This window comes from Chitinophaga tropicalis, assembly GCF_009758205.1.
Classification (GTDB): Bacteria; Bacteroidota; Bacteroidia; order Chitinophagales; family Chitinophagaceae; genus Chitinophaga; species Chitinophaga tropicalis.
Genome location: NZ_WRXN01000001.1, coordinates 308,732 through 331,956, shown reverse-complemented (window position 1 = coordinate 331,956; position 23,225 = coordinate 308,732). Strand labels below are relative to the sequence as shown.

The following is a 23,225-nucleotide window of genomic DNA, read 5'->3' as shown; positions in this document are numbered from 1 at the left end:
AACTTTATGTACAAGAAACTATGTCTTCTGTTATTGTCAGGTATTGTCTTTTTACCCGCATCCCAAGCCCAGTTATTAAATAAATTGAAGAAAGCTGCCAGTTCTGTTTCTTCCGGAAGCAGTTCCTCATCCGGCAGTGTTACTGAAAATGAAGCCGGCAGCGCCATTAAAGAAGCATTGGCAAAAGGTATTGCCAATGGTATTGCTAACCTGAACAAGAAAGATGGATTTTTTGGCAGTGAGATATACAAGATGTTGTTACCTGAAGATGCTGTGAAGATAGGAAACACCCTGCGTGCAGTAGGTCTGGGCAGCCAGGTAGATAAGGCTATCCTTACTATTAACAGGGCTGCTGAAGGTGCGGTAGGTCATGCTGCTCCTATTTTTGTGGACGCTATCAAGCAGATGACCATCACAGATGCGCTGAAACTGATACAGGGTGGTAATACTTCTGCTACAGATTATTTTAAATCAAAGACGACTGATAAACTGAAAGCTGCTTTCTCTCCTGTGGTGAAGAATTCCCTGGATAGTACCAGTGCCACTAAATATTACGGAGACATTGTGACTTCCTACAATAAGCTGCCTACTACCAGGACCAAAGCTAATCCTGACCTGCAGGACTATGTAACTACCAGAGCGGTGAGTGCATTGTTTGACCAGATTGCAAAAGAGGAAGCAAATATCCGTGCTAATCCGGCTGCCAGAACTACAGATCTGCTGAAGAAGGTATTTGGAATGTAGTCATCCTGAGATAAAAAAGGAGGCACTTTCTTTTGGGAAGCACTGTGGCGCTAAAGTGATACCGCAATGCATACACTATCCATACTTTATAGTAGGCTTTGAGTGGGAGTATCTATATGGGATCTATGCTCTAAGTCTGGTAAATATGGGGTGACTTAAGATAAAGAAACTGATAAAAAACGCCTTTGCCATTTTGGCAAAGGCGTTTTTTATCAGTTCAAAAAAATTAAATATTTCCTGCCAGCAGTACCTGCCATGCTTCCTGTACTTTATTGTTATCAAGCAGCTGTTTTGCATGCAGATGCAGTTCTTTTTCCATTTCATCCGGGGCGATACTGTAATACTGGAAGATGTTTTTCAGGTGATCGTCTGCATATGCTGCATCTACTACAGGTTGCTGATTGACATTAGCCAGCTGTGCGAGGTTATTTCCTGTCAGGACGTTGCTGTTCCTGACTGAAACAGGCAATGCGTCTATTCCTATTCCCAGACTGGTATTGGGTTTAGCGACTTCGAATACAGCGGCGCCGGAAGCGCGGCAATAGTAGTCGGCACCCATACGTGCTACAAGATCTATTTTATGAGGATCGATAGCACCTTTTGCGTCCAGTATTGCATCGCTGATATGGATCAGTAATGGTTCGCAGATAACAAGATTTCCTGCACCACCTTCGGTGCCTGTTTCGATGATCTGTTTAACAACGCATTCAAACTGTACGGGGCTTTCCTTTACGCGGAAAGGCTTTATCTTTTCTGATGGAACTGCTGTAAATCCGGACTTCTCAAATTCGTTGACGCCTTTGGGGTATTCGCAGCTGGAAAGGGAAGCCTGGTGCACCATCGCATAATTCACTACGTTGATGACCACTTCTTTTGTTTCATAAATATTTTCCAGTGTGTGTTTGATCGTGTTATCCCTTACGCGGCGGGAGGGAGAAAATATGAGGGTAGCAGGGTTGCTGCCAAAGATGTTAAAGAAGCTGAAGGGTGACAGGTTGGGCTGTCCGTTCTTATCGATGGTGCTGGCAAAGCAAATAGGCCTGGGGGCTATGGCGCCCTGCAGGTAGCCCTGAAGTTCTACTGTTTTTACCTGCCCTGGAATGATCTGCATGATTTATTTTTTCAGTTTCAGGATGGAGAAATCCGAATCCTCTTTTACGATGGTGTTGGTGAGTGTACCCAGTCCGTCTATTTCCATTTCCACTACGTCTCCTGGTTGCAGCCATTGTTCTTTATAGTCCGGATCATTGAGCTTACCGGTACCGTTTAATTCAAGAAAGCAACCGGTACCAACGGTGCCGCTTCCTATTACGTCGCCAGGGTGGATGGTAACGCCGTAAGCGCAGCGTTCAATGATCTCTGCAAAGGTCCAGTCCATGTCACCCATGTTGCCTTCGCTTACCTGGATACCATTTACGCGGCATATCATTTTAAGGTTGTAGTTATTGCCTGTATGACCTGGTCTGGCGGGGATGATAAGGTGTTCCAGTTCATCCGGTGTAACGAGCATGGGGCCTATTACAGTGCTGAAGTCTTTACCTTTTGCGGGCCCGAGGTTGAGTTTCATTTCTTCCATCTGCAGTGTGCGGGCGCTCATATCATTCATGATCATGAAGCCGCCTATATAGCTGTCAGCTTCTGCGGCTGTGATGTTACGTCCCTGTTTGCAGATCACCACGGCGGCTTCCAGTTCAAAATCCAGTTTATCGAAATGATCAGGCATGCAGCGTATTTCACCGGGGCCTTGTATGGCATTATGATTGGTGAAATAGAAGATGGGATACTGATCGAATTCGGGGATCATTTCTATTCTGCGGTTGCGGCGTGCGGCGGCAACATGTTGCCGGAAAGCGTACCCGTCACGGCAGGAGGTTGGGAATGGCACCGGGGCTAATACTTCGACAGAGGCATAGTCTACCGGGCGTGCAGAGCCGATATGCTGGCCGGTTTTCAATTGCTCATTTACTGTGAGCGCTATATCTATCACATCTTCCCACATGTGCAGGAAAAGTTGCATGGTGCCGGGAAGAGCAGGATGAAGGTCCTGTGTGTTATATAGTTTATCGCCTATTAATATGGCCAGTTGATCAGCCCCGTCGTGGAGGTAAGTAACAAGTTTCATAATTTGTTGTTCTGGTTGTATGATCTGTAAATATAGGTAAATTGGTATTTTTACGGCTGTGTGCGTAATGCAGGATAATTTATAAATTTGAGCTGTAGCAACCCCGTTAGTATGTACCCAATCTCCAAAAAATAGTAACGCTAAAGGATAAATACTAATATCGGCATAATATTCGCGGGTAGCATCTTTTTCCGACAGACTGTAGAACAGGAATCAACGCGACATTTGTTTTAGCATTTATTTGCATTAAATAAAGGGAGTTATGAAGTTTGATAAGATCAAGAACAAGGGACAGGCTAGACTATTTGAGAGCAGGTATCTGGAAATGCTTACTAAAACCCACCCCCTTGTAATCTGGGCCATGTATGTGCCTATTATCGGTTACATGCTTTATTACAGTTATGCTTCTCTTGGTTTCGGCATAGCCAGGGTAGCAACTGTTTTTTTCGGAGCCATGTTTTTCTGGACATTTTTTGAGTACATTATGCATCGCTACATTTTCCACCTGAGTAGCGAGAATCCCAGGGTAAGGCGTATTATTTATGTTATGCATGGCAATCACCATGAATATCCGAGAGATAAGCAGCGGTTATTCATGCCGCCGGTGCCCAGTCTTATACTGGCGTCAGTGATCTTTGGCGCACAGTATCTTTTCCTGCAGAACATTACATTTATGTTCTTCCCGGGATTTATGCTGGGCTATCTTATTTATGGGAGCATGCACTATGCTATTCATGCCTGGAACCCTCCGTTCCGGTTTATGAAGGCTTTATGGCGTAATCATCACCTGCATCATTATAAGGGAGATGAAAAGGGTTTTGGTGTAAGTTCCAGCCTGTGGGATTATGTATTTGGCACCAGTTTCGACCTTGAGAAAGAGAAGGAGGACAAATCGAAAGTAAAGGAGCTGATGTTTAATAAGTGATCAGTTACCATTTTTCTTCTCCGTCATTGGCGGGAGGTTTTGAGTGGGTTTTACGGGAGATGATCTTTTCCTGTTGTCTTTCTATCAGCATGGCGGCTATTTTCCGGTATACTTCCGGGCTGAGATCGGCAGCCAGTACATCGCGCACTTTCTGTTCAGCAACATCAATCTTATAAAGCAGCAGGACAAACTGCTGAAAATTGTTGCTGATCATTATTTCCAGCTGTTGCGCCAGAAGCGTTTCCAATGCCTCGTATGAGATCTGGGGATTGAGTTTCAGGGAAGCGTCTTCAGCAAGCTGAGAAACTGTTTCAGGAAGTAATGTTATCATAGAAAAAATTAAGGGAGGTTCACTGAGCCTCCCTTTTTATATTGTTTATTTCATTTGTTTGATCTTATAGGAGGCATTGGTAACGATCTTTACCGGTACCTTAATATCTTTTTTGATCCTTTTAGCTTTGTTGGCCTTATAGGTGTAAGTACCGTTCATTTCTGTGTTTTGCGCACATATGCTGGGCATGCCGGTATTACGGTCTATCAGGTAGTTGGTCATGATATCTCCGTTGATCTCTGCGGTTGCTTCAATTCCGTCTTCTATTGTAAATGTTTCTACTTTGTTGGTAGTGACTTTACCTGTACCGTTTATTTTGGCGGTCTGGGCATCCCATGTCTGGAGGTTCCAGTAGAGGTCTATGTTGCCTACCAGTCCTGTGCGGATAGGTACATTTTCTTCCCAGCGGGTACCTGTTTTGATGCTGCGTACCGGGTATATTACCAGCAGTTGTTCCAGCCAGGAGCGGAAGGCGTTTGTGCCAAACTGGTCCATCATGAGCTTTTTATAGGCGTCCTGTTCGTCTTTTTTCAGGTTGGTAAAGGTAGCGGAGGCTTTGTCCAGCAGTTCATCGAGCCCGGTAACTTTATTGATAAAACCGGAGTTCTGGATATCTACTGAGAACGGGTGGTTCAGTATGCTTTTCAGGGCTGCCTGGAAAGGTTCTTTATCATTCGGAACATTGGCATCTACCAGGATATTCTGGTTCCTGGCATTGAAGGTGAATTTCAGCTCTTTATAACGGAAGCTGAGAACAGAGTGGCTGGGAGAAATGTCTGTTACTTCTATGGCGATGGTGTTGTTAAAATCGCGTGATACGCGTTTCATTACATCATCTACGGTGGTATAGGTTTCACTACGGCTTTCCTGTTTCAGTTCAAACTGCTGACCTTTCTGGAAGTTGTAGCCAAGATCTATATAATCCCTCTTTTCATCCTGCTGCTGGGCTATTGCCGGCAATGCCAGGCCTGCACCCAGTGCCAGAGACACAAAAAATCGCTTCATCATTACGCTTTATTTATTATACATATTTTTCAATTACTCCCAGGCCAAACAGGGCAAAATCGTATTTGGCGGGATCCAGCGGGTCCAGTTGCCGGAGTTTCCCGGTAAGGGCAAGGGCGGTGCGCCAGTCAGACTTTGCGTCGTCTATCAGGCCAAGTCTTGCTGCTACCCTACCTACATGGACATCTACCGGGCACACCAGCTGAGAGGGCTGAATATGACGCCATACTCCAAAATCTACGCCATTTTCGTCCTTTCTGACCATCCACCGGAGGTACATGTTCAGGCGTTTACAGGCGGAGTTTTTGGCTGGAGTGGAGATATGTTTCCTGGTCCTTTCCGGGTGTTCCGGCAGGAAGAACATATGGTGAAAGCCGATGAGGGCTTTTTCCACTGTATCATCTTCCGGTGTAAGGTGCCCGCTGAAGGCGAACTCCAGGGAGGTGACGTCGTTATAGTATTGCTGCAGGTATTCTGCGAAATACATAAGGTCTATCCCGTTAAAGGTGCGATGCCTGAAGTTCAGCAGCTTCATCCTGTCTTTGGGGGCATGATTCCTGATAAAATCGTACGGTGCATTGTCCATCAGCTGCAGCAGTTCAGTGCATTTGTTGATGATGGTGGTGCGGTTCCCCCAGGCCAGCAGGGCGGCAAAAAGCCCTGATATCTCTATATCCTGCAACTGAGAGAACCTGTGTGGGATACAAACGGGATCTCCTGGAATAAAATCAGGAGTATTATAGTATGCCGCCTTTGTATCAAGGAAGGCCTTCAGTTGCTGGAATTTCATAATTCAGTGTGTATACGGTTCGGTGTGTGCCCGAAAAATAACGAAAGATGTTCACAATGTGACATCTGTTTTAATTTATCCGATGGCTTTCTGCAGGTCGGCAATGAGGTCTTCGGCATCCTCTATTCCTACGCTGAGGCGGATAAGGGAGTCTACCAGGCCGTTGCTGATCCTTTCTTCTCTTGGAATGGAGGCATGGGTCATGCTGGCCGGATGGCCTATCAGGGACTCTACTCCTCCGAGTGATTCTGCAAGAGAGAAAAGGTGAGTGCCGCTTAATACCTTCATCGCTGCTTCCTGGCTGTCATCTTTCAGGGTGAAGGATATCATACCTCCAAAGCCGCGCATCTGTTTTTTAGCGATACTATGATTAGGGTGATCTTCAAAACCGCACCAGTATACTTTATCCACTTTAGGGTGTTGACGGAGGAAATGTGCGATGGCGGCGCCGTTCTCGCAGTGGCGCTGCATGCGTACATGAAGTGTTTTCAGTCCGCGGAGCACAAGGAAGCAATCCTGCGGCCCGGGCACTGCGCCACAGCTATTCTGGATGAAGTAGAGTTGTTTGGCGAGGGCTTCGTCTTTTACAATGATGGCCCCGTGAACTACGTCACTGTGGCCTCCCAGGTATTTGGTAGCGGAATGTACCACGATGTGTGCGCCGAGGTCCAGCGGGTTCTGGAGGTAAGGAGAGGCAAAGGTATTATCGACAGCAAGCAGGATATTGTGTTCCTGTGCAATCTTTGCACTGGCTTCAATATCAATGATATTGAGCATGGGATTGGTGGGAGTTTCTATCCAGATCAGTTTTGTGTTTGCGTTGATATACTGACGGATATTATTTGCATCCTGCATTCCGATGAAGTGAAACCTGATGCCGTAGCGTTCAAATATTTTTGTGAAGATACGGTAGGTGCCACCATAAAGATCGTTGGAGGCAATTACTTCATCTCCGGGGTTCAGCAGTTTCATTATTGCGTCTGTAGCTGCGAGCCCGCTGCCGAAGGAAATACCGAATTTGCCGTTCTCTATGGCAGCAAGGGCGTTTTGCAGTGCGTCCCGTGTGGGGTTCTGGGTGCGTGCATATTCATAGCCTTTGTGTTGGCCAGGGGCACTCTGTACATAAGTGGATGTCTGGAATATGGGTGTCATAATGGCCCCGGTAGATGGGTCGGGTTCTACACCTGCGTGTATGAGTTTAGTTCCGAGCTTCATGCCTGTAAGTATTTTAAAAATTGAAGGATCTGTTTTCCTGAAAGCATCAAAGGTACTAATTCCGGTCATTTTGCATTTCTACCGGTCAGATTTGCTTTCCATTCGATTGATAATCTATTCAGATATGAAAAGTTGATAATAAGTATAAATACGTATTGGCTGAAATAAGGGGAAATGCGTAATAAAGTAGGGGTTTTTGTCTTAAATGGCTCTAAAAAATCACTACACGGAGAAAAACGTAACACTTACGAACAATTTTTGTTCATTCAGCCGAAACCGTAGTATTCCCGCAGTTATTCCGGTTATTTTTGAAAAGGTTTTTCATAGGATATGGTTAAAATTCGTGGGCGGTAATCTTACCGCCTATTTTTTTTCACTTTGCCGGCATGGTTAAGGTGATCCATACCGGCAAAGCGGACTATTATTTTTTCTTTGTAGTTGCCGGTGCTTTGTCAGACCATTTAATGGGCAGGCTAACACTTACGGTATCCCATGCAATGACGAGGTTAGCCCCGATCTCTGCTTTTTCGAACACCATGGTAAATGGTTCTACCGGAGTGGTTAGTTTTACCACTGGTATATCAGTTCTCACTATATCTTTTGCTTCGTTGTATTTGAAGGCTCCCCAGATATCGGTATCGCGGTTAATGATGATGGTCCATTTCTGTTCTGTAGGAATGGCGTACATAGTGTAGCGTCCTTTAGGTATGTTTTTACCACCGATGACAACGGAGCGGAAGAACTCAATTTCAGTGGCTTCGTTGGCGCCGAGGCGGTAAATTTCTCCATAGGATTCGAGGTCGCCGAAGATCTTCCTTCCTTTTCTTTGCGGGCGGCTGTAAATAACACGGGCTACGAGGGTGCCTGGTTCGCCTTTCACTCTTACAACGTATGGATACATTACAGGATAATATGCCATGTCCATAGGGCTGGCATCCAAGGGTGGCAGCTTTTTATCCTGTGCTCCGGCCCGGGTAATGGTGGTTCCAAGCAGGAGGATAATAAGCATTGCACGTAGCAGATTCTTCATTGTTTGCTTGCAGTTCGTTTGTTGAATTAGAATTTATAGTGCAAACCTACGATTTAATGTGGGTATGTTTTAACGAATGCGATCAATTCGGGAAAGAATGTGCGGTAATGCATCGCAATGTTTTCATAATGATCTTCCAGGGCCGCCAGTGGGGCATCGGCGGTAACGTCGAGGAATTTTGCGCGTCGTACAATACCGTTGAAACTCTTATAAATACCGTTCATCAACCGATAATTATACAACCAGTTCTGGGTGCGCATATAGTAGAATACCTGTTGAAATACGGGAGGTAGAGTATCATGCCGTTCATCCAGTATGGAATAGACATTTTCTGTGAAGGAGGCGAGGGTTTTCTCTGTAAAAATGGTAGTGTCTGTAGCCAGGAAATGGTCATATACGATATCTATGAATACAGCGCTGTACCTGCCGCATGAAGGTTGGAAATATTCTCTGGCCATCAGTGTGGAGGGATGTGTATCTGTAAATTCATCTATGGCCCTGTGCAGCCTGATGCCTGTCTGTACGCGTTCTTCGTATTGCAGTAACTGTTTGCCTTTCACGAAGTCTGCAATCATGTTGCCAACGGTCAGTGCAGGGTCATGGAAAGAAAGGTAAGCGTGGGCCAGGTAGTTCATATAATGAAGATAGAATAAAATATTTTCTGTCCAGTTTAACAAAAGCTTAACGCAGGCGGCTGCAACATTTGGGCTTCTGGTGCAACTTCCATACAGTAAAGGAAGTAAGTGTTATTAAAGGGGCTGTAAGGTGCTGATGCCATGATAGCCGCTACAGCCAATTAATCTAGCGCATCCATTTATAATAAAGCATTTGACTGCCCCTATATTATGCACGTATCTTTACATCATCAAAAACAACTAAAAGTTTCCGCCATGAAACCTAGTATCATTTCAATCAGGAAAACCAACACACCTGCGGGTGTCTCCCGGATTTCAGTCCGTGGTGTCATGAAGAGAATGCTGTTCTTATTTGCAGCAATTTTGCTGAGCACATCTTTAACGTTTGCTGCTACCAAGGAAATGGAAGCAACCAATACGCTGAAAGAGGCGCTTAATAAAGAATTTGCCGGCGCTTCTGCTATTAAGTGGTATAGCGAAGATAATAAAACCTTCATGGCCAAGTTTACGCTGAACGAACGCAGCGTAACAGCTTACTTCGACGCGAACGGTACATTGCTGGCCACCCGCCGGTACATTGCCGTAGAACATCTGCCACTGGCAGTTTCCACTAAACTTACAAAACGTTATCCGAAAGAGCAGGTACGTTGGGTTGTGGAATTTGAAAAAGAAGGTTCTACTGTGTATTTCATTACGCTGGAAAACACTGATACCTGGAAGGTGATCAAATCCAGTTCAACCGGCGATATGAGCGTACATCAACGTCTGAAGAAAGCGTAGTTTCAGTTCATAGCAGATAACATAGCCCATGGTAACGGTCGTTATTATGGGCTATATTTTTATATATGACCCGGTGGAGTAAATTTTTTATGATGGAAAGGCCTGCGGCCGGGCCAGGGATTCAGGCTGATGCGATACCTCACAAACTGTTAACCTTCCACACTGTGAAAACTTCCTTACCTTTGCCCCTCTGTTTTGGATTTTAAACTTTTTATCGGCATGAACAAAGGGCCCATTTCTCAATTTATACAGCACCATTACCGCCACTTTAATGCGGCTGCACTGGTGGATGCTGCAAAAGGATATGAAACACATTTACTGGAAGGTGGAAAGATGCTGGTATCCCTGGCAGGCGCCATGAGTACCGCTGAGTTAGGTATATCCTTTGCGGAAATGATCCGCCAGGGAAAGGTGGATATCATTTCCTGTACCGGTGCTAACCTGGAAGAAGATATCATGAACCTGGTAGCACATACGCATTATAAAAGGGTGCCTCACTACCGTGATCTGAGCCCCCAGGAAGAATGGGACCTGTTGCAGGATGGGTTTAACAGGGTTACAGATACCTGTATTCCTGAGGAAGAAGCTTTCCGCCGTATACAGGAACATATCCACAAGATATGGAAAGAGGCTGATGATAAAGGGGAACGTTACTTTCCGCATGAGTATATGTACAAGCTGTTGCTGAGCGGTGTGATGAAAGAACATTACGAGATCGACCCGAAGAACAGCTGGATGATAGCTGCTGCAGAGCGCAATATTCCTATTGTAGTACCGGGCTGGGAAGACAGCACCATGGGTAATATCTTCGCTTCCTACATCATCAAAGGTGAGCTGAAGGCATCTACCATGAAGAGCGGTATTGAATACATGGTATGGCTGGCGGACTGGTACCGTCAGAACTCAGCTGGTAAAGGCGTTGGGTTCTTCCAGATAGGCGGTGGTATAGCGGGTGATTTCCCTATCTGTGTTGTGCCTATGATGTACCAGGACCTGGAATGGCATGATGTTCCTTTCTGGAGCTATTTCTGCCAGATATCTGACTCTACTACTTCTTACGGTTCCTATTCCGGAGCTGTGCCAAATGAGAAGATCACATGGGGCAAGCTGGATATTAATACTCCGAAATTCATTGTTGAATCTGATGCTACTATTGTAGCTCCATTGATATTTGCTTACCTGCTGGGCTGGTAAGCGCAGCTCTCTCTTTTTTAGAAAGCTTTTGTCTTCCGGGGCAAAAGCTTTTTTTTTGAACAGTATTCTGTGCTAAAACTGAAAAGCGTATATTGTACCCTTATAACTTCCCAAAATATGAAAAACATTATTCCACTTTTAACAGTAGCAGCCGCGGTAAGCCTGAGCGCCTGCCAATCTGGTACAAAAACCAATAATAATTCCGTAGATAGTATGAGTACCAACAAAGACAGTCTTTCTCTTGAAGGAAGCATCCCGGCATCAAAATTTGACAGCACGGTAGATGGAAAGCAGGTAAAGCTTTATTACCTGAAAAGTAATGGTAGTGTCCAGGTGGCCATTACCAATTACGGTGCGAAGATAGTAGCGCTGCTGGCGCCTGATAAGCAGGGCAAGCTGGAAGATGTGGAACTGGGATATGATAACATTGCGCAGTATGTGAGCACGAAAGAAAGGTATTATGGCGGTATAGTAGGGCGTTATGGAAACCGTATTGCGAAAGGGAAGTTTAAGGTAGATGGCAAAGAATACACCCTTGCTCAGAACAACGGGCAGAATCACCTGCATGGTGGTAAAAAAGGTTTCAATGATGTGGTATGGGATGCAGAGCAACCGGATGCGCATACCCTGAAACTGCATTACCTGTCTAAAGATGGTGAAGAAGGATATCCGGGTAACCTGGATATTACGCTTACTTATGAACTGACAGACAGTAATGAGCTGAAGATAAGCTACCAGGCGACTACAGATAAAGCTACTGTGGTGAACCTGACCAATCACTCTTTCTTTAACCTGCATGGCGCTGGTAACGGAGACATCAATGATCATATCATGATGATCAATGCAGATAAATTCACCCCGGTTGACAGCACGCTGATCCCTACGGGTAAACTGGAAGATGTGAAAGGTACTCCGATGGATTTCACTACGCCTACTGCTATTGGCGATAGGGTAGATAACAACTTTGAGCAGCTGAAATTTGGTAAAGGTTATGACCATAACTATGTGCTGAACAAGAAAGGCAATGAGCTGTCTCTTGCCGCTACTGTACTGGAGCCACAGAGTGGCCGTTACCTGGAAGTATGGACAAATGAGCCGGGTGTGCAGTTCTATGGTGGTAACTTCCTGGATGGAACGGATAAAGGTAAGGAAGGTAAGACCTATGTACACCGCGGGGCTTTCTGTCTTGAAACACAGCATTATCCTGATTCTCCGAATCAGCCTTCTTTCCCTTCAGTGGTACTGAAACCAGGAGAGACTTATAATTCTGTTTGTGTGTATAAGTTTGGAGTGAAATAATACCGACTTTTTATAAATGCAGCGAAAGCTGTTCAACAGAAAGGGTTTTGCCATTCGGCAAAACCCTTTCTGTTGAGAGGATATTTGTGGTGTTTTATGAGAAGAAGAGGTCTGAAGCGATACCATCTGCAAACAATCTGCCTTCGGGGGTTAGCACCAGGGCATTATTCTTCAGCACCATCCATTTTTTCTGCAGGAAGGGGTGTGCTGCCTGCAGCAGCTGATCACGGGAGTCTTCTCCGAAGCGCCCTGCCACTGTGTCAAGCACACAGCCTGCTGAGGTACGGAGAGTGGTCATGATATATTCATTGAGCATCATGACAGGCGTCAGTTCTTCCCGTTCAAAAGGTATGATACCCTGTTCCAGGCTTTTGATGTAACCGGCGTTACTGGCGAGGTTCCATTGCCGGGAATGGCCGTTGAAGGAGTGGGCGGAAGGGCCCAGCCCGAGGTAGGGTTGTCCCTGCCAGTAGCTGCTGTTATGCCGGGAGTGCCAGCCGGGAAGGGCGAAGTTGGAGATCTCATAGTGTTCATAGCCTGCCTGTGCGGTCCGGTTCATGAGTTGTTCAAAATGGCGTGCTGCTTTGTCGGCATCTACAGCCGGCATTTTCTTTTTGCGGATGAAATGGTCCAGCGCGGTGCCTGGTTCTACGGTGAGGGCGTAACAGGAAAGATGGGTGATGCCCAGGCCGATGGCCTGTTGTACGTTCCTGGCCCAGCCTTCGTCAGTAAGCGTGGGGCCTCCGTATATGAGATCTATAGTGAGGTTTTTGAAGCCGGCGGCTTTAGCATCGAGGATGCATTGAAGCGCCTGTTCGCTGTTGTGGGCCCGGTGCATCCAGCGGAGGTCTTCTTCATGGAAGGACTGGATGCCTATGCTCAGCCTGTTTATGCCGGCGGTGCGCAGTTCCTGGAGCTTTTGTGGCGAAAGATCGTCCGGGTTGGCTTCCAGCGTGATCTCTGCGTCAGTGTTTATGTTGAAGAGAGTATATAACTGGTCCAGGAGCTGCCGGAGGTCTTCCTGTGGCAGCAGGCTGGGGGTACCGCCTCCAAAGTAGATGGAGGAAACGGGTTGGTTACCCAGGTAATCTTTTTGCAGCACCATTTCCTGCAGCATCTGCTGAATCAGTTGCGGGCGCTGCGCCAGGGAAGTGGAAAAGTGAAAATTGCAATAGTAACAAGCCTGTTTGCAGAAAGGAATATGTAGATAGATACCTGCCATTGTTATCAACCCTGTGCGGGAAAGTAAAAAGAGATTTAGTAAGTACTGCTTAAATAAGTAGATGGTAACGATGCACTATTGCCTGTTGACCATGGACTATTTTTATATATTTGCAAACATCAAAATTACAGCATTAAAAATATTTCGTGGTGCGAAGCTGGTTATTGTTCCTGTTCATTATACCCTGTTTAAGATTAGCTGCTCAGACGGACACAACCGTTAAGCCTGCCCAGGTTGTTAGTCAGCCTGTACGCCGGGACACTTCCCGGCCGGTAAAAAGAACGGCTCCTGTGATACGCCGGGACAGCGGTGTGGCTGTGGCAAAGCCTGCTCCTATACGCCGGGACAGTCTGGTACGGGCTGCTATACCGGCTTCTGTAGTGCGCAGGGACAGTTCTGCTGTTGCGGGCGGGGTTGCTACTGACAGTTTATCGCAGCAGGCGGTGGTACCTTTACACCAGGAAACAGCTTATGAAAAGTTTCTGAAGGGGCTGAGTACAACGAATGTTTATCTGCGGAATAAATCTACGAGGCTGGATGTAAATAAGCTGAGGGTCTATGATGATCTTGACTGGCTGGTGTATGTGATGGCTGGCACTGTATTGCTGCTGGGCATTATCCGGATGAGTTACATGAAGTATTTTTCTGATCTGTTCAAGGCTTTTATGAATCCTACTTTGAGCCAGCGACAGTTGAAGGACCAGCTTTCCCAATCTCCTTTCCCGAATTTCCTGCTGAACAGTTTTTTTGTGATCAGTCTTGCGTTGTACCTGTATCTGCTTATGTACAGGCAGCAGTATATTCCGGGCAATACTGCCTGGATGGCCATCCCCGGGTTAATAGTGCTGGTGGCGGTGGTATATGGGATAAAATACGTGATGCTCAGGTTTTGCGGATGGTTGTTTGGCAGTTCTGAGCTGGCAGACGCTTATATCTTCATTTTGTACCTGATCAATAAGGTATTGGGGGTTTTACTGGTGCCATTCCTGGTAATTCTGGCTTTTTGTCAGCCAGGTATAGCAAAAGCCTTTATCTATATTTCAGTGTTTTTTATTGTTTTGCTGGTGGCTTACAGGTATATCAGGTCTTATTCCGTAGTAAAACAATACTTATCTTTCAGCAGATTGCATTTTTTTCTTTACCTTTGCGCATTCGAAGTAGCGCCGGTTCTAATAATAACTAAGGTGTTGCTGGTCGCGTTAACTGGTGGTCATTAAGCAGCCACCTATTGTTAACACAAGAGCAAAAAACGTATGATTAAAGGCGGGCCAAAAAAAGATTTGCAAGCAAAACACATTCAGTCAATTCTAATTTCCCAACCTAAGCCTGAAACAGAAAAATCTCCTTACTTTGAACTCGCAAAAAAATTCAATGTTAAATTGGATTTTTATCCGTTTATAAGAGTAGAAGGATTGTCCGCGAAAGAATTCAGGAAACAGAAGATTGACATACAGAATTTTACGGCTGTTATTTTCACCAGCCGCAATGCTGTAGACCACTTTTTCAGGATCTGTGAGGAAATGAAGATCAAGGTGTCGCAGGACTGCAAGTATTTCTGTATTACTGAGGCTATTGCGTTGTATCTTCAGAAATTCATCCTTTACCGCAAGCGGAAAGTGTTTTACGGGGCGGATGGTTCTACCAAGAGCCTGCTGGAGGTGATGAACAAGCATCGTGACAATGAGAAGTTCCTCTTCCCCAGTTCTGACAGTCAGCGTAAGGATATTGAGGAGTGGCTGAAAGCGAATAAATGTGAATATGCTACTGCAACCCTTTACAAGACCGTTTCAAACGATGTAAAGGAGCTATTGGAGGGAACCGAATATGATATGATCGTGTTTTTCAGTCCTTATGGTGTAAAATCACTGTTTGAGAACGTACCAAAATTCGAGCAGAATGGTACAAGGATAGGTGCTTTTGGCCCTACTACTTCTGCAGCAGTGGAAGAAGCCGGTTTAAGGCTGGACGTAAAAGCCCCTGCTCCCCAGGCGCCTTCTATGGTAGCAGCATTGGAGCAGTACCTGGCTACGATCAACAAAGAATAGCATTTACCTGCCATAGCTGCCACGAAGAGGGGATTTTTGTGACCTGAAAGGCCTGGCAGCCGTATAATTTACCCCGGCGGGTAACACTAAAATAACAAGAAATTATTTTAATTAGTAGGGACAGCGTTGGCTGTCCCTTCTTATATTTGGGAAACGATGTAGAACGGTGGAAGCCAGCATCTTTCCATCCGTGAAAAACCAGAGAAATCAGCAATAGCCATTACTGTGAACAGACTAGCAAAAGAAACCAGTCCTTACCTGCTGCAGCACGCACATAATCCGGTGGATTGGTATCCCTGGGGTGAGGAAGCACTGCAAAGGGCAAAAAATGAAGATAAACCGATCTTAGTCAGCATTGGATATGCAGCCTGTCACTGGTGCCATGTAATGGAGCGGGAGAGTTTCGAGAACGAGGAAACTGCCCGGATAATGAATCAACATTTCATCAATATCAAGATAGACCGGGAGGAGCGTCCGGACCTGGACCATATTTATATGGATGCGGTACAGGCAATGACGGGTTCCGGCGGCTGGCCGCTGAATGTGTTCCTTACGCCGGACAAGCTGCCGTTTTACGGAGGCACTTATTTTCCTCCTGTGAAGGCATATAATCGTCCTTCGTGGACGGATGTGCTGCTGGCTTTATCGCAGGCTTTTAAAGAGCGAAGGGAAGACCTTGAAACACAGGCAGGTAATATGAGAGATCATTTGCAGCAGTCTTCCCGGTTTGGAGGAAATGCTGCGGCTATGGCGCTGGTACCGGTGGAAGAGCTTTTTACCCGTCAGCAGTGTGATACTATTTACGGGAATATTATGCAGCAGGCGGACAAGGTATGGGGTGGTTTTGGCAGTGCGCCGAAGTTTCCCGGCACCTTCAGTATACAGTACCTGTTGAGATATTACCATAGTTATAAGGAGCCTAAAGCGCTGGAGCAGGCTTTGTTATCGTTAGACAAGATGTTGCAGGGCGGGTTGTATGACCAGCTGGGCGGAGGTTTTGCCCGTTACAGTACTGATGCCAGGTGGCTGGCACCGCACTTTGAGAAAATGCTTTATGACAATGCTTTGCTGGTAGATGTTCTGAGTGAGGCGTACCAGCTGACCGGTAATAAGGTATATGAACAGACGATTGCGGAAACGCTGCAGTTTATACAGCGGGAGATGACGGATGCCGGTGGTGGTTTTTATGCTGCGCTGGATGCTGATTCTGAGGGAGTAGAGGGGAAATTCTATACCTGGAGCAAAGCTGAGACGGATGCTGTGCTGGGACCTGATGCCGCTCTTTTCAATGAATTTTATGATGTAACGGAAGAGGGTAACTGGGAGGAGCAGAACATATTGTGGATCAGGGAGCCTGCAGCGGCTTTTGCGGCTGCCAGGGGAATGAGCACGGAGGAGCTGAATGGCCGGCTGGCTGCGGCGAGGGCGAAGCTGATGGAAGTGCGGAGCGCAAGGATACGCCCTGGACTGGATGACAAGATCATACTGGGATGGAATGCGTTGATGGTACATGCCTGTTGTAAGGCTTATGCGGCCCTGGGGAAGAGCAGTTACCTGGAGATGGCAGTGAATGCAATGAATTTCTGCCTGAAGGAAATGCAACAGACTGGTACTGAGGCGTTTTATCATACATGTAGGGCTGGTAAAGCAAAATATCCGGCATTTTTGGATGATTATGCGTGGCTGATCAGGGCGCTGATTGCGCTGCAGGAGGTGACGGGAGAGCTGTTTTGGCTGGAAAGGGCGGCAGTGCTGGCGAATTATGTTGAAGACAACTTTTCGGACGAGCAGAACGTATATTTCTATTACACGGAGCGTGGGCAGGGGGATGTGATTGTGCGGAAGAAGGAGGTTTACGACGGGGCTACGCCCAGTGGGAATGCGGTGATGGCGGCTAACCTGTTCTATCTTTCTGTGGTATTTGACGAGGAGGAAAGAGGACGCCGGGCTACGGCCATGCTGGCGGGGCAATCTCAGACGGCGGTAAGGTATCCTACTTCTCTGGGCGTATGGGCGGGACTGTTGTTGCAGCAGGTGGAGGGAACGAAGGAAATAGCTATAGTGGGCGTGGATTATAAATTACGGATGCAGGATACTAACAGGCATTATATTCCGTTTAAAATATTGCTGGGAGCTGGTAGTGACATTAGCGGCCTGCCGCTTTTAGAGCAAAGGGAGAGGGCTGGAGAAACGTTAATATATGTCTGTGAGCATTATCATTGTATTAAACCAGTTAATTATATAGAGGAATTTTTTAATTTAAAATAATATTTATGTATCTTGCATGACCATATCTGTCTTTCGATATCAGCGAAAAATGATTTTAAGAAGATATAATAAAATGTTAAAAAATACGTTTAATTTAATTGTCACACTTTCCTGAAGAGAAGTGAAAAAGTTGGGTGAAAACTAACTACGGATTAAAATTAATCATTACATTTGTTATCTTACTTAAGGGTAAGAGTGTGAACGGGTGGGTGAGACTGAGAGGAAGGACCGGGAAAAAGTAATTGTAATTAGAAAAGCGAAACCAACAAGTATAACAACCGCTAATTTCTGAAGTTGCACAATACGTGCTTTAGAGTTTATTGTGTGTGAATGGCTGGTTGGTTTATTTATCGGCCATGTTTCAGAACAAAGCGACACCCTCAGTATCATTGTGGCCAATGGAACTGCGTCGCCTACGAAATAAATGATTTTCAATGAAAGCTACCCTTATGAAGCTTAATTTCTCAAGTGGTCTGTTAGCAGTATTGCTGGTTAGCCTGCTAGCCAGCTGCGGAGGTAGTAAAACCCCCAAAAATGCGCAAGGACAGCTTATCGGCGTAAGTCCCAGACCTAAGTATTTCCCGCCCGTGCCCTATGGAATGGTATATGTTCCGTCCGGAACCTTTCATATGGGACCCAGCGATGAGGACCTGAACTATGCGTACACCGCCCGTAACAAGTCTATTTCAATTTCCGGCTTCTATATGGATGCTACGGAGATTACAAATAACGAGTACAGGCAGTTTGTACAATGGGTTACAGATTCTATTGCGCACATTCTGCTTGGTGACGTTAAAGGCGATGGCGGAGAGGAAGTTATAGACTGGAAGAAGAAGATCAATTATAAAGACAAGTCCACCATCGAGAAGCTGGACCAGATGCTTTATGCTCCGGAAGACCGCCTGTATGGCCGTAAGGAGTTTGATGTAAAGAAGCTGGTTTATCATGCTGAGACATTTAACTGGGAGCAGGCAAAGAGGCGTGAAAACGCGAATGTGTCCCGTTCCAAGTTCATTGTAAAGAAGGACGTTGCTATTTATCCTGACACATTGTGCTGGATCCGTGACTTCTCTTATGCTTACAATGAGCCAATGACGAGGATGTACTTCTGGCACCCTGCGTTTGACAACTATCCTGTAGTGGGCGTGACCTGGCACCAGGCGAATGCTTTTGCAGAGTGGCGCAGTAAGTTCTGGGAGGACTACCGTATCTCTAAGGGATTATTTACTGAAGATAAATTCCAGCTGCCTTCAGAAGCGCAGTGGGAATATGCAGCCCGCGGCGGCAGGGAGCAGACTCCTTACCCATGGGGTGGTTATTATATCCGCAACAAAAAAGGTTGTCTGCTGGCTAACTTCAAACCAGGCCGCGGTAACTATCCTGAAGACGGTGGTTTCTACACTGTGAGGGCGGATGCTTACTGGCCAAACGACTACGGTCTGTATAACATGGCGGGTAACGTAGCGGAGTGGACTCAGGATATTTACTATGAAAATGCTTACTCTTTCACTTCTGATATGAACCCTTATCTGCGTATGGACGTACCGGACAATGCGGTTCCGAAAATGAAACGTAAGGCAGTAAGAGGCGGATCCTGGAAGGATATTGGATATTTCCTCCAGACAGGTACACGTTCTTACGAGTATCAGGACAGTGCTAAATCCTACATTGGTTTCAGATGTACGATCGCATTCCTGAGCCGTTCTAAAAACGATTTTGGTCACAGGTAACAAACGAGTAACAGTTATTACGGATAGATGGGTATGAGAACAACAGGCAGTATCGGGGAACCAGGAGCAGAAATTCCTGTATGCCTTTGGGACGGGCATGTGTGTGTTAAACAACTTAAAATATGTTGAAATGAAAAACCGTAAGATGTACATCAGGAAACCGCAAATCATCGTTGAGCAACAACTATTCCATAACAATTTAACCTTTAACACTTTAACCAGTAAATTTTGACCTATGGCTATGAATCCTACTACATCGAAATGGCTTAATTTCTTTGTTTGTATTGCGGCATCAGTAGTAATTATCGGAGCATTGTTCAAACTCCAGCACTGGCCAGGCGCAGATATTGCCCTGATCGTTGGTTTGAGCACTGAAGCCCTCATCTTCTTCGTTTATGCATTCGTACCGGATAGCGGTGGTGGAGATCATGGAGAGACCCATGTATCTGTAGTTGCCGGCGGTAGCCCTGCACTGGCTGGTCTGGACAAAATGCTGGAAGAAGCTGACATCACTCCGGTTAGTCTGCAGCGCCTCAGTGAGAACTTTCAGAAATTGGGTTCCACAGTAGATAAAATGCGGGATATCAGTGATGTAGTTGCTGCTACAGGCGATTACACTCAGAAAACAAGGGAAGCTGCCAGCGCAATTGGTAGTGTTGCTCACGCTTACACGACAGCTGCTTCAGCGGTTTCTTCTTTCAACAGTGCTTCTGAATCTACAAGAAGCTTCCATGAGCAGATGCAGGGTATGACCAAAAACCTGGCTTCCCTGAATGCTATCTATGAGCTGGAACTGCAGGACACAAACAATCACCTGAAAGCCATGAACAACTTCTATGGCAATCTGCTGAGTGTTTCTCAGGCAATGACCAGCAGCGTTGACGACGCACGCAAAACTCAGGATCAGATATCTAAGCTGGCCCATAACCTGAGCAGCCTGAACAACGTTTATGGCAACATGCTTAGTGCTATGCACAATGCCGGCAGATAAGGTACGCCGATAGTTATTTGAATCAACAACAGACAATCATTCAAACCTGAGAACAAACTATGGCACTACCTAAAGATCCCAGGCAAAAGATGATCAATATCATGTATCTGGTCTTGACGGCCATGCTGGCATTGAACGTCTCTGCTGAGATATTGAACGCGTTTAATATAGTCAACAATTCAATCAATACTTCGAACAACTCGATCACAGATAAGAACAACGATACCTATGCGGCATTCGTTGACCAGATGAGCAGGGACGCTGCGAAGGCTGGTCCTTTCAAAGCAAAGGCAGACCAGGTAAAAGCGGTTTCTTCTGAAATGTTCACTTACATCGACTCCCTGAAAGAACAGATCATCAGAGCAAGCGGTGGCCGTGACGAATTCGGTGAGCTGAAAAGCAAAGACAACCTGGACGCTCCTACTCACGTAATGGAGAATCTGAAACAGGGTCCTGCATTAGAGAAAAAACTGAAAGACCTGCGTGAGCAACTGCTGACTTACGTAGATCCTAAGGATAAAGCGAAGTTCGACAAATCTCTTCCTTTGCACATCCAGGTTGGTCCTTCCCACGGTGGTGGCCACGGAGTTGTAAAGAAAGACTGGACCGCTTATCACTTCAACATGGTCCCTACCATTGCTGCGGTGACTATCCTGAGCAAATTCCAGAACGATATCAAGAACTCTGAGTCACTGATCATCGATGACCTGCTGAAACAGATCGCTGCTAAAGACTTCCGTTTCGACAAAATCAGGCCTTTCGTATCTCTGAACTCAAAGAACCTGATGGAAGGTCAGACCCTGACAGCTCAGATCGCAGTGGGTGCTTACAGCAGCACTGTAAATCCTGAGATAGTAGTTAACGGTACACCTGTTACTGCTGCTGAAGGTCTGGGTACTTATACAATGCCTGTATCCGGTATCGGTGAGAAAACTATCTCCGGTGTTGTAAAAATGACCAACCCAAGCGGAGAAGTAGTTTCTTATCCTTTCACAGAGACTTATAGTGTTGGTGCTTCTACCACTTCTATCTCTGCCGATAAGATGAACGTACTGTATATTGGTTTGCAGAACCCGATCTCTATCTCTGCCGGTGGTGTTCCTGCTGAAAAAGTATCTGCAGGTATCAACACAGGTTCTATGACTAAAACAGGTGCCGGTAAATACTCTGTAGTAGTTAACAAGCCTGGTACTGCAATAGTGTCTGTAACAGCAGACATTGACGGTAAAGTAAAAACACTGGGTTCCAAGGAATTCCGTATCAAATACATTCCTGACCCGGTATTGAAAGTAGGTCTGAGCAAAGGTCCTTCTATGAAGGCTGCTGAGTTCAAAGTACAGGGCGGTCTGCGTGCTGACCTGGAAGACTTCCTGTTTGAAGGTATAAAATACGAGGTAGTAAGCTACCGTATAGGTATCGACGCAAAAGGCAAGGAGTACGTTGAAGCTGAAGCTAACTCTGCTTACTTCCCAAGTGGCGCTATGGCTGCTATCCGCGCTCTGCGTCCGGGTGACCAGGTGTACTTCGATAACGTACGTGTAAAAAGTCCGGATGGAAGGGTGAGAGATATGCCAAATATCAATTTCAAGATTAACTAATATTATTTTTCTATGCGAGCAGTCATTCTTAACAGAATTGGTTGGTGTTCTCTGATGCTGGTACTGGTACTGGCAACCGAAGCCGATGCACAACGTCGCGGTGGAGGAACCACACGCCGTAACAGGGCTGCGGAATCTACAACCCCGCCAGCAGCTGACGCTGTGGTAAATCCCGCCACAGGAAACAGCGTTGAAACACCGCCTCCACCTCCTCCTACAACAACAGGAGCTCCCCTGCGTCCGGATGGCGTTGGTGTTCCTGTAGCTGATACGCCGCGTAAATCGCTGCGTGTGGATGGTATCTCTGAAAAGAACTTCATCAAGGACCGTGTTCCTATTCCATATGACCATATCCGCTCAGATGACGAATTCTGGGAGAAGAAAATATGGCAGGTAATAGATATCCGTGAAAAGATGAACCTTCCTTTCCAGTATGATGTTGAGGATGAATCAGGTACAAACCAGCTGTTCATCAATATCCTGATCAATGCCGTAAAGAACAAGGAAGTAGAAGCTTTCAGTCCTATAGACGACAGGTTCACTACTCCAATGCCATGGACTGAGGTTCAGGCTAAACTGAGCGGACAGGAAAAAACAGTTCGTAGTATTGACCCTGTGACCGGCGAGGAAACAATGGTAACTACCCGCGATGAATTTGATCCGCGTACTGTTGTTCAGTACAAGATCAAAGAGATCTGGGTATTCGATAAAGAAGCTTCTGCATTGAAAGTACGTATCCTGGGTATTGCTCCTATGGTGTCCCGTATGAATGAAGATGGTTCTTTCCGTGCCGCTATTCCGCTGTTCTGGGTATATTATCCTGATATGCGTCCTATCCTGGCTAAATACGATGTATACAACCAGAATAACGATGCTGCTACCATGAGCTGGGAAGACCTTTTCGAAATGCGTTTCTTCTCCAGTTTTGTGATCAAGGAAAACAATACTTACAACCGCGAGATCAAGGATTATATTAAAGACGGTACGATGCGTCTGTTGGAAGGACAGGCTATCAAAGACAAGATCTTTAATAAAGAACAGGATATGTGGCAATACTAATCTGCTCGCTATAAAACAAAACGTAAAAGGGAGTCTGTGTCAATACAGGCTCCCTTTTACGTTTGAGGCTATCTTACAAATACAAGAGCTCATGCGCATCAAGTCTGGAAGGCCAGGCTATCAAAGACAGGATCTTTAATAAAGAACAGGATATGTGGCAGTATTAATCTGCTCGCTATAAAACAAAAAATAAAAGGGAGTCTGTGTCAATACAGGCTCCCTTTTACTTTTTAAACTACCTT

At 45.9% G+C, this 23,225-nt stretch carries 21 protein-coding genes; 12 read left to right on the top strand and 9 right to left on the bottom strand.

Translation table 11 applies throughout. The features are described from left to right. The first annotated feature begins 6 nt into the window (after nt 1-6). On the top strand, nt 7-744 hold the full coding sequence (locus tag GO493_RS01425; RefSeq protein ID WP_157304279.1) for a DUF4197 domain-containing protein: 738 nt from the start codon (nt 7-9) through the stop codon (nt 742-744). Nucleotides 745-970: 226 nt separating this feature from the next. Here GO493_RS01425 and GO493_RS01420 read toward each other — a convergent pair whose 3' ends face one another. Further along, the gene (locus tag GO493_RS01420; RefSeq protein WP_157304278.1) at nt 971-1,855 is read right to left on the bottom strand and encodes a flavin reductase family protein; all 885 of its coding nucleotides are present in this window, start codon (nt 1,853-1,855) and stop codon (nt 971-973) included. Nucleotides 1,856-1,858: 3 nt separating this feature from the next. Then, a complete protein-coding gene (locus tag GO493_RS01415) occupies nt 1,859-2,866 on the bottom strand; it encodes a fumarylacetoacetate hydrolase family protein (RefSeq protein WP_157304277.1) in 1,008 nt (335 codons plus the stop codon). A 262-nt stretch (nt 2,867-3,128) separates the two neighbouring features. Here GO493_RS01415 and GO493_RS01410 point away from each other — a divergent pair, with 262 nt between their 5' ends. Beyond that, the gene (locus GO493_RS01410) at nt 3,129-3,791 is read left to right on the top strand and encodes a sterol desaturase family protein (RefSeq protein ID WP_157304276.1); all 663 of its coding nucleotides are present in this window, start codon (nt 3,129-3,131) and stop codon (nt 3,789-3,791) included. A gap of 4 nt (nt 3,792-3,795) precedes the next feature. On the opposite strand, the gene GO493_RS01405 is transcribed toward GO493_RS01410, so the two are convergent. The 6 genes from GO493_RS01405 to GO493_RS01380 form a co-directional block, all read right to left on the bottom strand. Then, nucleotides 3,796-4,122, bottom strand: coding sequence for a hypothetical protein (locus tag GO493_RS01405; RefSeq protein ID WP_157304275.1), 327 nt, complete (start codon nt 4,120-4,122; stop codon nt 3,796-3,798). A gap of 45 nt (nt 4,123-4,167) precedes the next feature. After that, nucleotides 4,168-5,130: a DUF6263 family protein gene (locus GO493_RS01400; protein WP_157304274.1), complete on the bottom strand. Its 963-nt coding sequence runs from the start codon at nt 5,128-5,130 to the stop codon at nt 4,168-4,170. A gap of 13 nt (nt 5,131-5,143) precedes the next feature. Continuing rightward, on the bottom strand, nt 5,144-5,917 hold the full coding sequence (locus tag GO493_RS01395; protein ID WP_157304273.1) for a TIGR02757 family protein: 774 nt from the start codon (nt 5,915-5,917) through the stop codon (nt 5,144-5,146). Nucleotides 5,918-5,992: 75 nt separating this feature from the next. After that, nucleotides 5,993-7,132 carry a cystathionine gamma-synthase gene (locus GO493_RS01390; RefSeq protein ID WP_157304272.1) on the bottom strand — a complete coding sequence of 380 codons (1,140 nt, stop codon included), beginning with the start codon at nt 7,130-7,132 and terminating at the stop codon, nt 5,993-5,995. A gap of 421 nt (nt 7,133-7,553) precedes the next feature. Next, a complete protein-coding gene (locus GO493_RS01385; RefSeq protein ID WP_198315427.1) occupies nt 7,554-8,162 on the bottom strand; it encodes a DUF2911 domain-containing protein in 609 nt (202 codons plus the stop codon). A gap of 53 nt (nt 8,163-8,215) precedes the next feature. Next, nucleotides 8,216-8,797 (bottom strand): acyl carrier protein phosphodiesterase, encoded by a 582-nt coding sequence (locus tag GO493_RS01380; protein ID WP_157304271.1) that lies wholly within the window; start codon nt 8,795-8,797, stop codon nt 8,216-8,218. 255 nt (nt 8,798-9,052) lie between these two features. On the opposite strand from GO493_RS01380, the gene GO493_RS01375 reads away from it, so the two are divergent. From GO493_RS01375 to GO493_RS01365, 3 genes are all read left to right on the top strand, one after another. Then, nucleotides 9,053-9,577: a hypothetical protein gene (locus tag GO493_RS01375; protein ID WP_157304270.1), complete on the top strand. Its 525-nt coding sequence runs from the start codon at nt 9,053-9,055 to the stop codon at nt 9,575-9,577. Nucleotides 9,578-9,796: 219 nt separating this feature from the next. Next, nucleotides 9,797-10,771 (top strand): deoxyhypusine synthase family protein, encoded by a 975-nt coding sequence (locus GO493_RS01370; RefSeq protein WP_157304269.1) that lies wholly within the window; start codon nt 9,797-9,799, stop codon nt 10,769-10,771. A gap of 117 nt (nt 10,772-10,888) precedes the next feature. Beyond that, nucleotides 10,889-12,070, top strand: a complete 1,182-nt coding sequence (locus GO493_RS01365) for an aldose epimerase family protein (RefSeq protein ID WP_157304268.1) — start codon at nt 10,889-10,891, stop codon at nt 12,068-12,070. Nucleotides 12,071-12,164: 94 nt separating this feature from the next. Here GO493_RS01365 and hemW read toward each other — a convergent pair whose 3' ends face one another. Then, on the bottom strand, nt 12,165-13,292 hold the full coding sequence (gene hemW, locus GO493_RS01360) for a radical SAM family heme chaperone HemW (protein ID WP_157304267.1): 1,128 nt from the start codon (nt 13,290-13,292) through the stop codon (nt 12,165-12,167). A gap of 149 nt (nt 13,293-13,441) precedes the next feature. Between hemW and GO493_RS31305 the strand changes: the two genes are divergently transcribed. The 7 genes from GO493_RS31305 to porN all read left to right on the top strand — a co-directional run bounded on the left by GO493_RS31305 (nt 13,442) and on the right by porN (nt 22,983). Beyond that, nucleotides 13,442-14,509: a DUF4271 domain-containing protein gene (locus GO493_RS31305; protein WP_157304266.1), complete on the top strand. Its 1,068-nt coding sequence runs from the start codon at nt 13,442-13,444 to the stop codon at nt 14,507-14,509. Nucleotides 14,510-14,545: 36 nt separating this feature from the next. Beyond that, nucleotides 14,546-15,337: a uroporphyrinogen-III synthase gene (locus GO493_RS01350; protein ID WP_157304265.1), complete on the top strand. Its 792-nt coding sequence runs from the start codon at nt 14,546-14,548 to the stop codon at nt 15,335-15,337. A 225-nt stretch (nt 15,338-15,562) separates the two neighbouring features. Beyond that, nucleotides 15,563-17,605, top strand: coding sequence for a thioredoxin domain-containing protein (locus tag GO493_RS01345; protein ID WP_317165390.1), 2,043 nt, complete (start codon nt 15,563-15,565; stop codon nt 17,603-17,605). 434 nt (nt 17,606-18,039) lie between these two features. Further along, nucleotides 18,040-19,335 (top strand): T9SS ring complex lipoprotein PorK/GldK, encoded by a 1,296-nt coding sequence (porK, locus tag GO493_RS01340; protein WP_232538712.1) that lies wholly within the window; start codon nt 18,040-18,042, stop codon nt 19,333-19,335. Between the two features lie 235 nt (nt 19,336-19,570). Beyond that, on the top strand, nt 19,571-20,326 hold the full coding sequence (gene porL / locus GO493_RS01335) for a type IX secretion system motor protein PorL/GldL (protein ID WP_157304264.1): 756 nt from the start codon (nt 19,571-19,573) through the stop codon (nt 20,324-20,326). A 59-nt stretch (nt 20,327-20,385) separates the two neighbouring features. Next, on the top strand, nt 20,386-21,924 hold the full coding sequence (gene porM / locus GO493_RS01330) for a type IX secretion system motor protein PorM/GldM (protein ID WP_157304263.1): 1,539 nt from the start codon (nt 20,386-20,388) through the stop codon (nt 21,922-21,924). A 12-nt stretch (nt 21,925-21,936) separates the two neighbouring features. Beyond that, entirely contained in the window at nt 21,937-22,983 is a 1,047-nt protein-coding gene (gene porN, locus GO493_RS01325; protein WP_157304262.1) for a type IX secretion system ring subunit PorN/GldN, read from the top strand. The last annotated feature ends 242 nt before the right edge of the window (nt 22,984-23,225 follow it).

What these genes read in the sequence shown, in the direction of transcription:
- GO493_RS01420 (WP_157304278.1), bottom strand. Translation starts at nt 1,855, where the DNA reads ATGCAGATCATTCCAGGGCAGGTAAAAACAGTAGAACTTCAGGGCTAC.
- GO493_RS01410 (WP_157304276.1), top strand. Translation starts at nt 3,129, where the DNA reads ATGAAGTTTGATAAGATCAAGAACAAGGGACAGGCTAGACTATTTGAG.
- GO493_RS01380 (WP_157304271.1), bottom strand. Translation starts at nt 8,797, where the DNA reads ATGAACTACCTGGCCCACGCTTACCTTTCTTTCCATGACCCTGCACTG.
- GO493_RS01390 (WP_157304272.1), bottom strand. Translation starts at nt 7,132, where the DNA reads ATGAAGCTCGGAACTAAACTCATACACGCAGGTGTAGAACCCGACCCA.
- porL (WP_157304264.1), top strand. Translation starts at nt 19,571, where the DNA reads ATGGCTATGAATCCTACTACATCGAAATGGCTTAATTTCTTTGTTTGT.
- hemW (WP_157304267.1), bottom strand. Translation starts at nt 13,292, where the DNA reads ATGGCAGGTATCTATCTACATATTCCTTTCTGCAAACAGGCTTGTTAC.
- porN (WP_157304262.1), top strand. Translation starts at nt 21,937, where the DNA reads ATGCGAGCAGTCATTCTTAACAGAATTGGTTGGTGTTCTCTGATGCTG.
- GO493_RS01385 (WP_198315427.1), bottom strand. Translation starts at nt 8,162, where the DNA reads ATGAAGAATCTGCTACGTGCAATGCTTATTATCCTCCTGCTTGGAACC.
- GO493_RS01370 (WP_157304269.1), top strand. Translation starts at nt 9,797, where the DNA reads ATGAACAAAGGGCCCATTTCTCAATTTATACAGCACCATTACCGCCAC.
- GO493_RS01375 (WP_157304270.1), top strand. Translation starts at nt 9,053, where the DNA reads ATGAAACCTAGTATCATTTCAATCAGGAAAACCAACACACCTGCGGGT.
- porK (WP_232538712.1), top strand. Translation starts at nt 18,040, where the DNA reads ATGAAAGCTACCCTTATGAAGCTTAATTTCTCAAGTGGTCTGTTAGCA.
- GO493_RS01350 (WP_157304265.1), top strand. Translation starts at nt 14,546, where the DNA reads ATGATTAAAGGCGGGCCAAAAAAAGATTTGCAAGCAAAACACATTCAG.
- porM (WP_157304263.1), top strand. Translation starts at nt 20,386, where the DNA reads ATGGCACTACCTAAAGATCCCAGGCAAAAGATGATCAATATCATGTAT.
- GO493_RS01425 (WP_157304279.1), top strand. Translation starts at nt 7, where the DNA reads ATGTACAAGAAACTATGTCTTCTGTTATTGTCAGGTATTGTCTTTTTA.
- GO493_RS01400 (WP_157304274.1), bottom strand. Translation starts at nt 5,130, where the DNA reads ATGATGAAGCGATTTTTTGTGTCTCTGGCACTGGGTGCAGGCCTGGCA.
- GO493_RS01415 (WP_157304277.1), bottom strand. Translation starts at nt 2,866, where the DNA reads ATGAAACTTGTTACTTACCTCCACGACGGGGCTGATCAACTGGCCATA.
- GO493_RS01365 (WP_157304268.1), top strand. Translation starts at nt 10,889, where the DNA reads ATGAAAAACATTATTCCACTTTTAACAGTAGCAGCCGCGGTAAGCCTG.
- GO493_RS01395 (WP_157304273.1), bottom strand. Translation starts at nt 5,917, where the DNA reads ATGAAATTCCAGCAACTGAAGGCCTTCCTTGATACAAAGGCGGCATAC.
- GO493_RS01405 (WP_157304275.1), bottom strand. Translation starts at nt 4,122, where the DNA reads ATGATAACATTACTTCCTGAAACAGTTTCTCAGCTTGCTGAAGACGCT.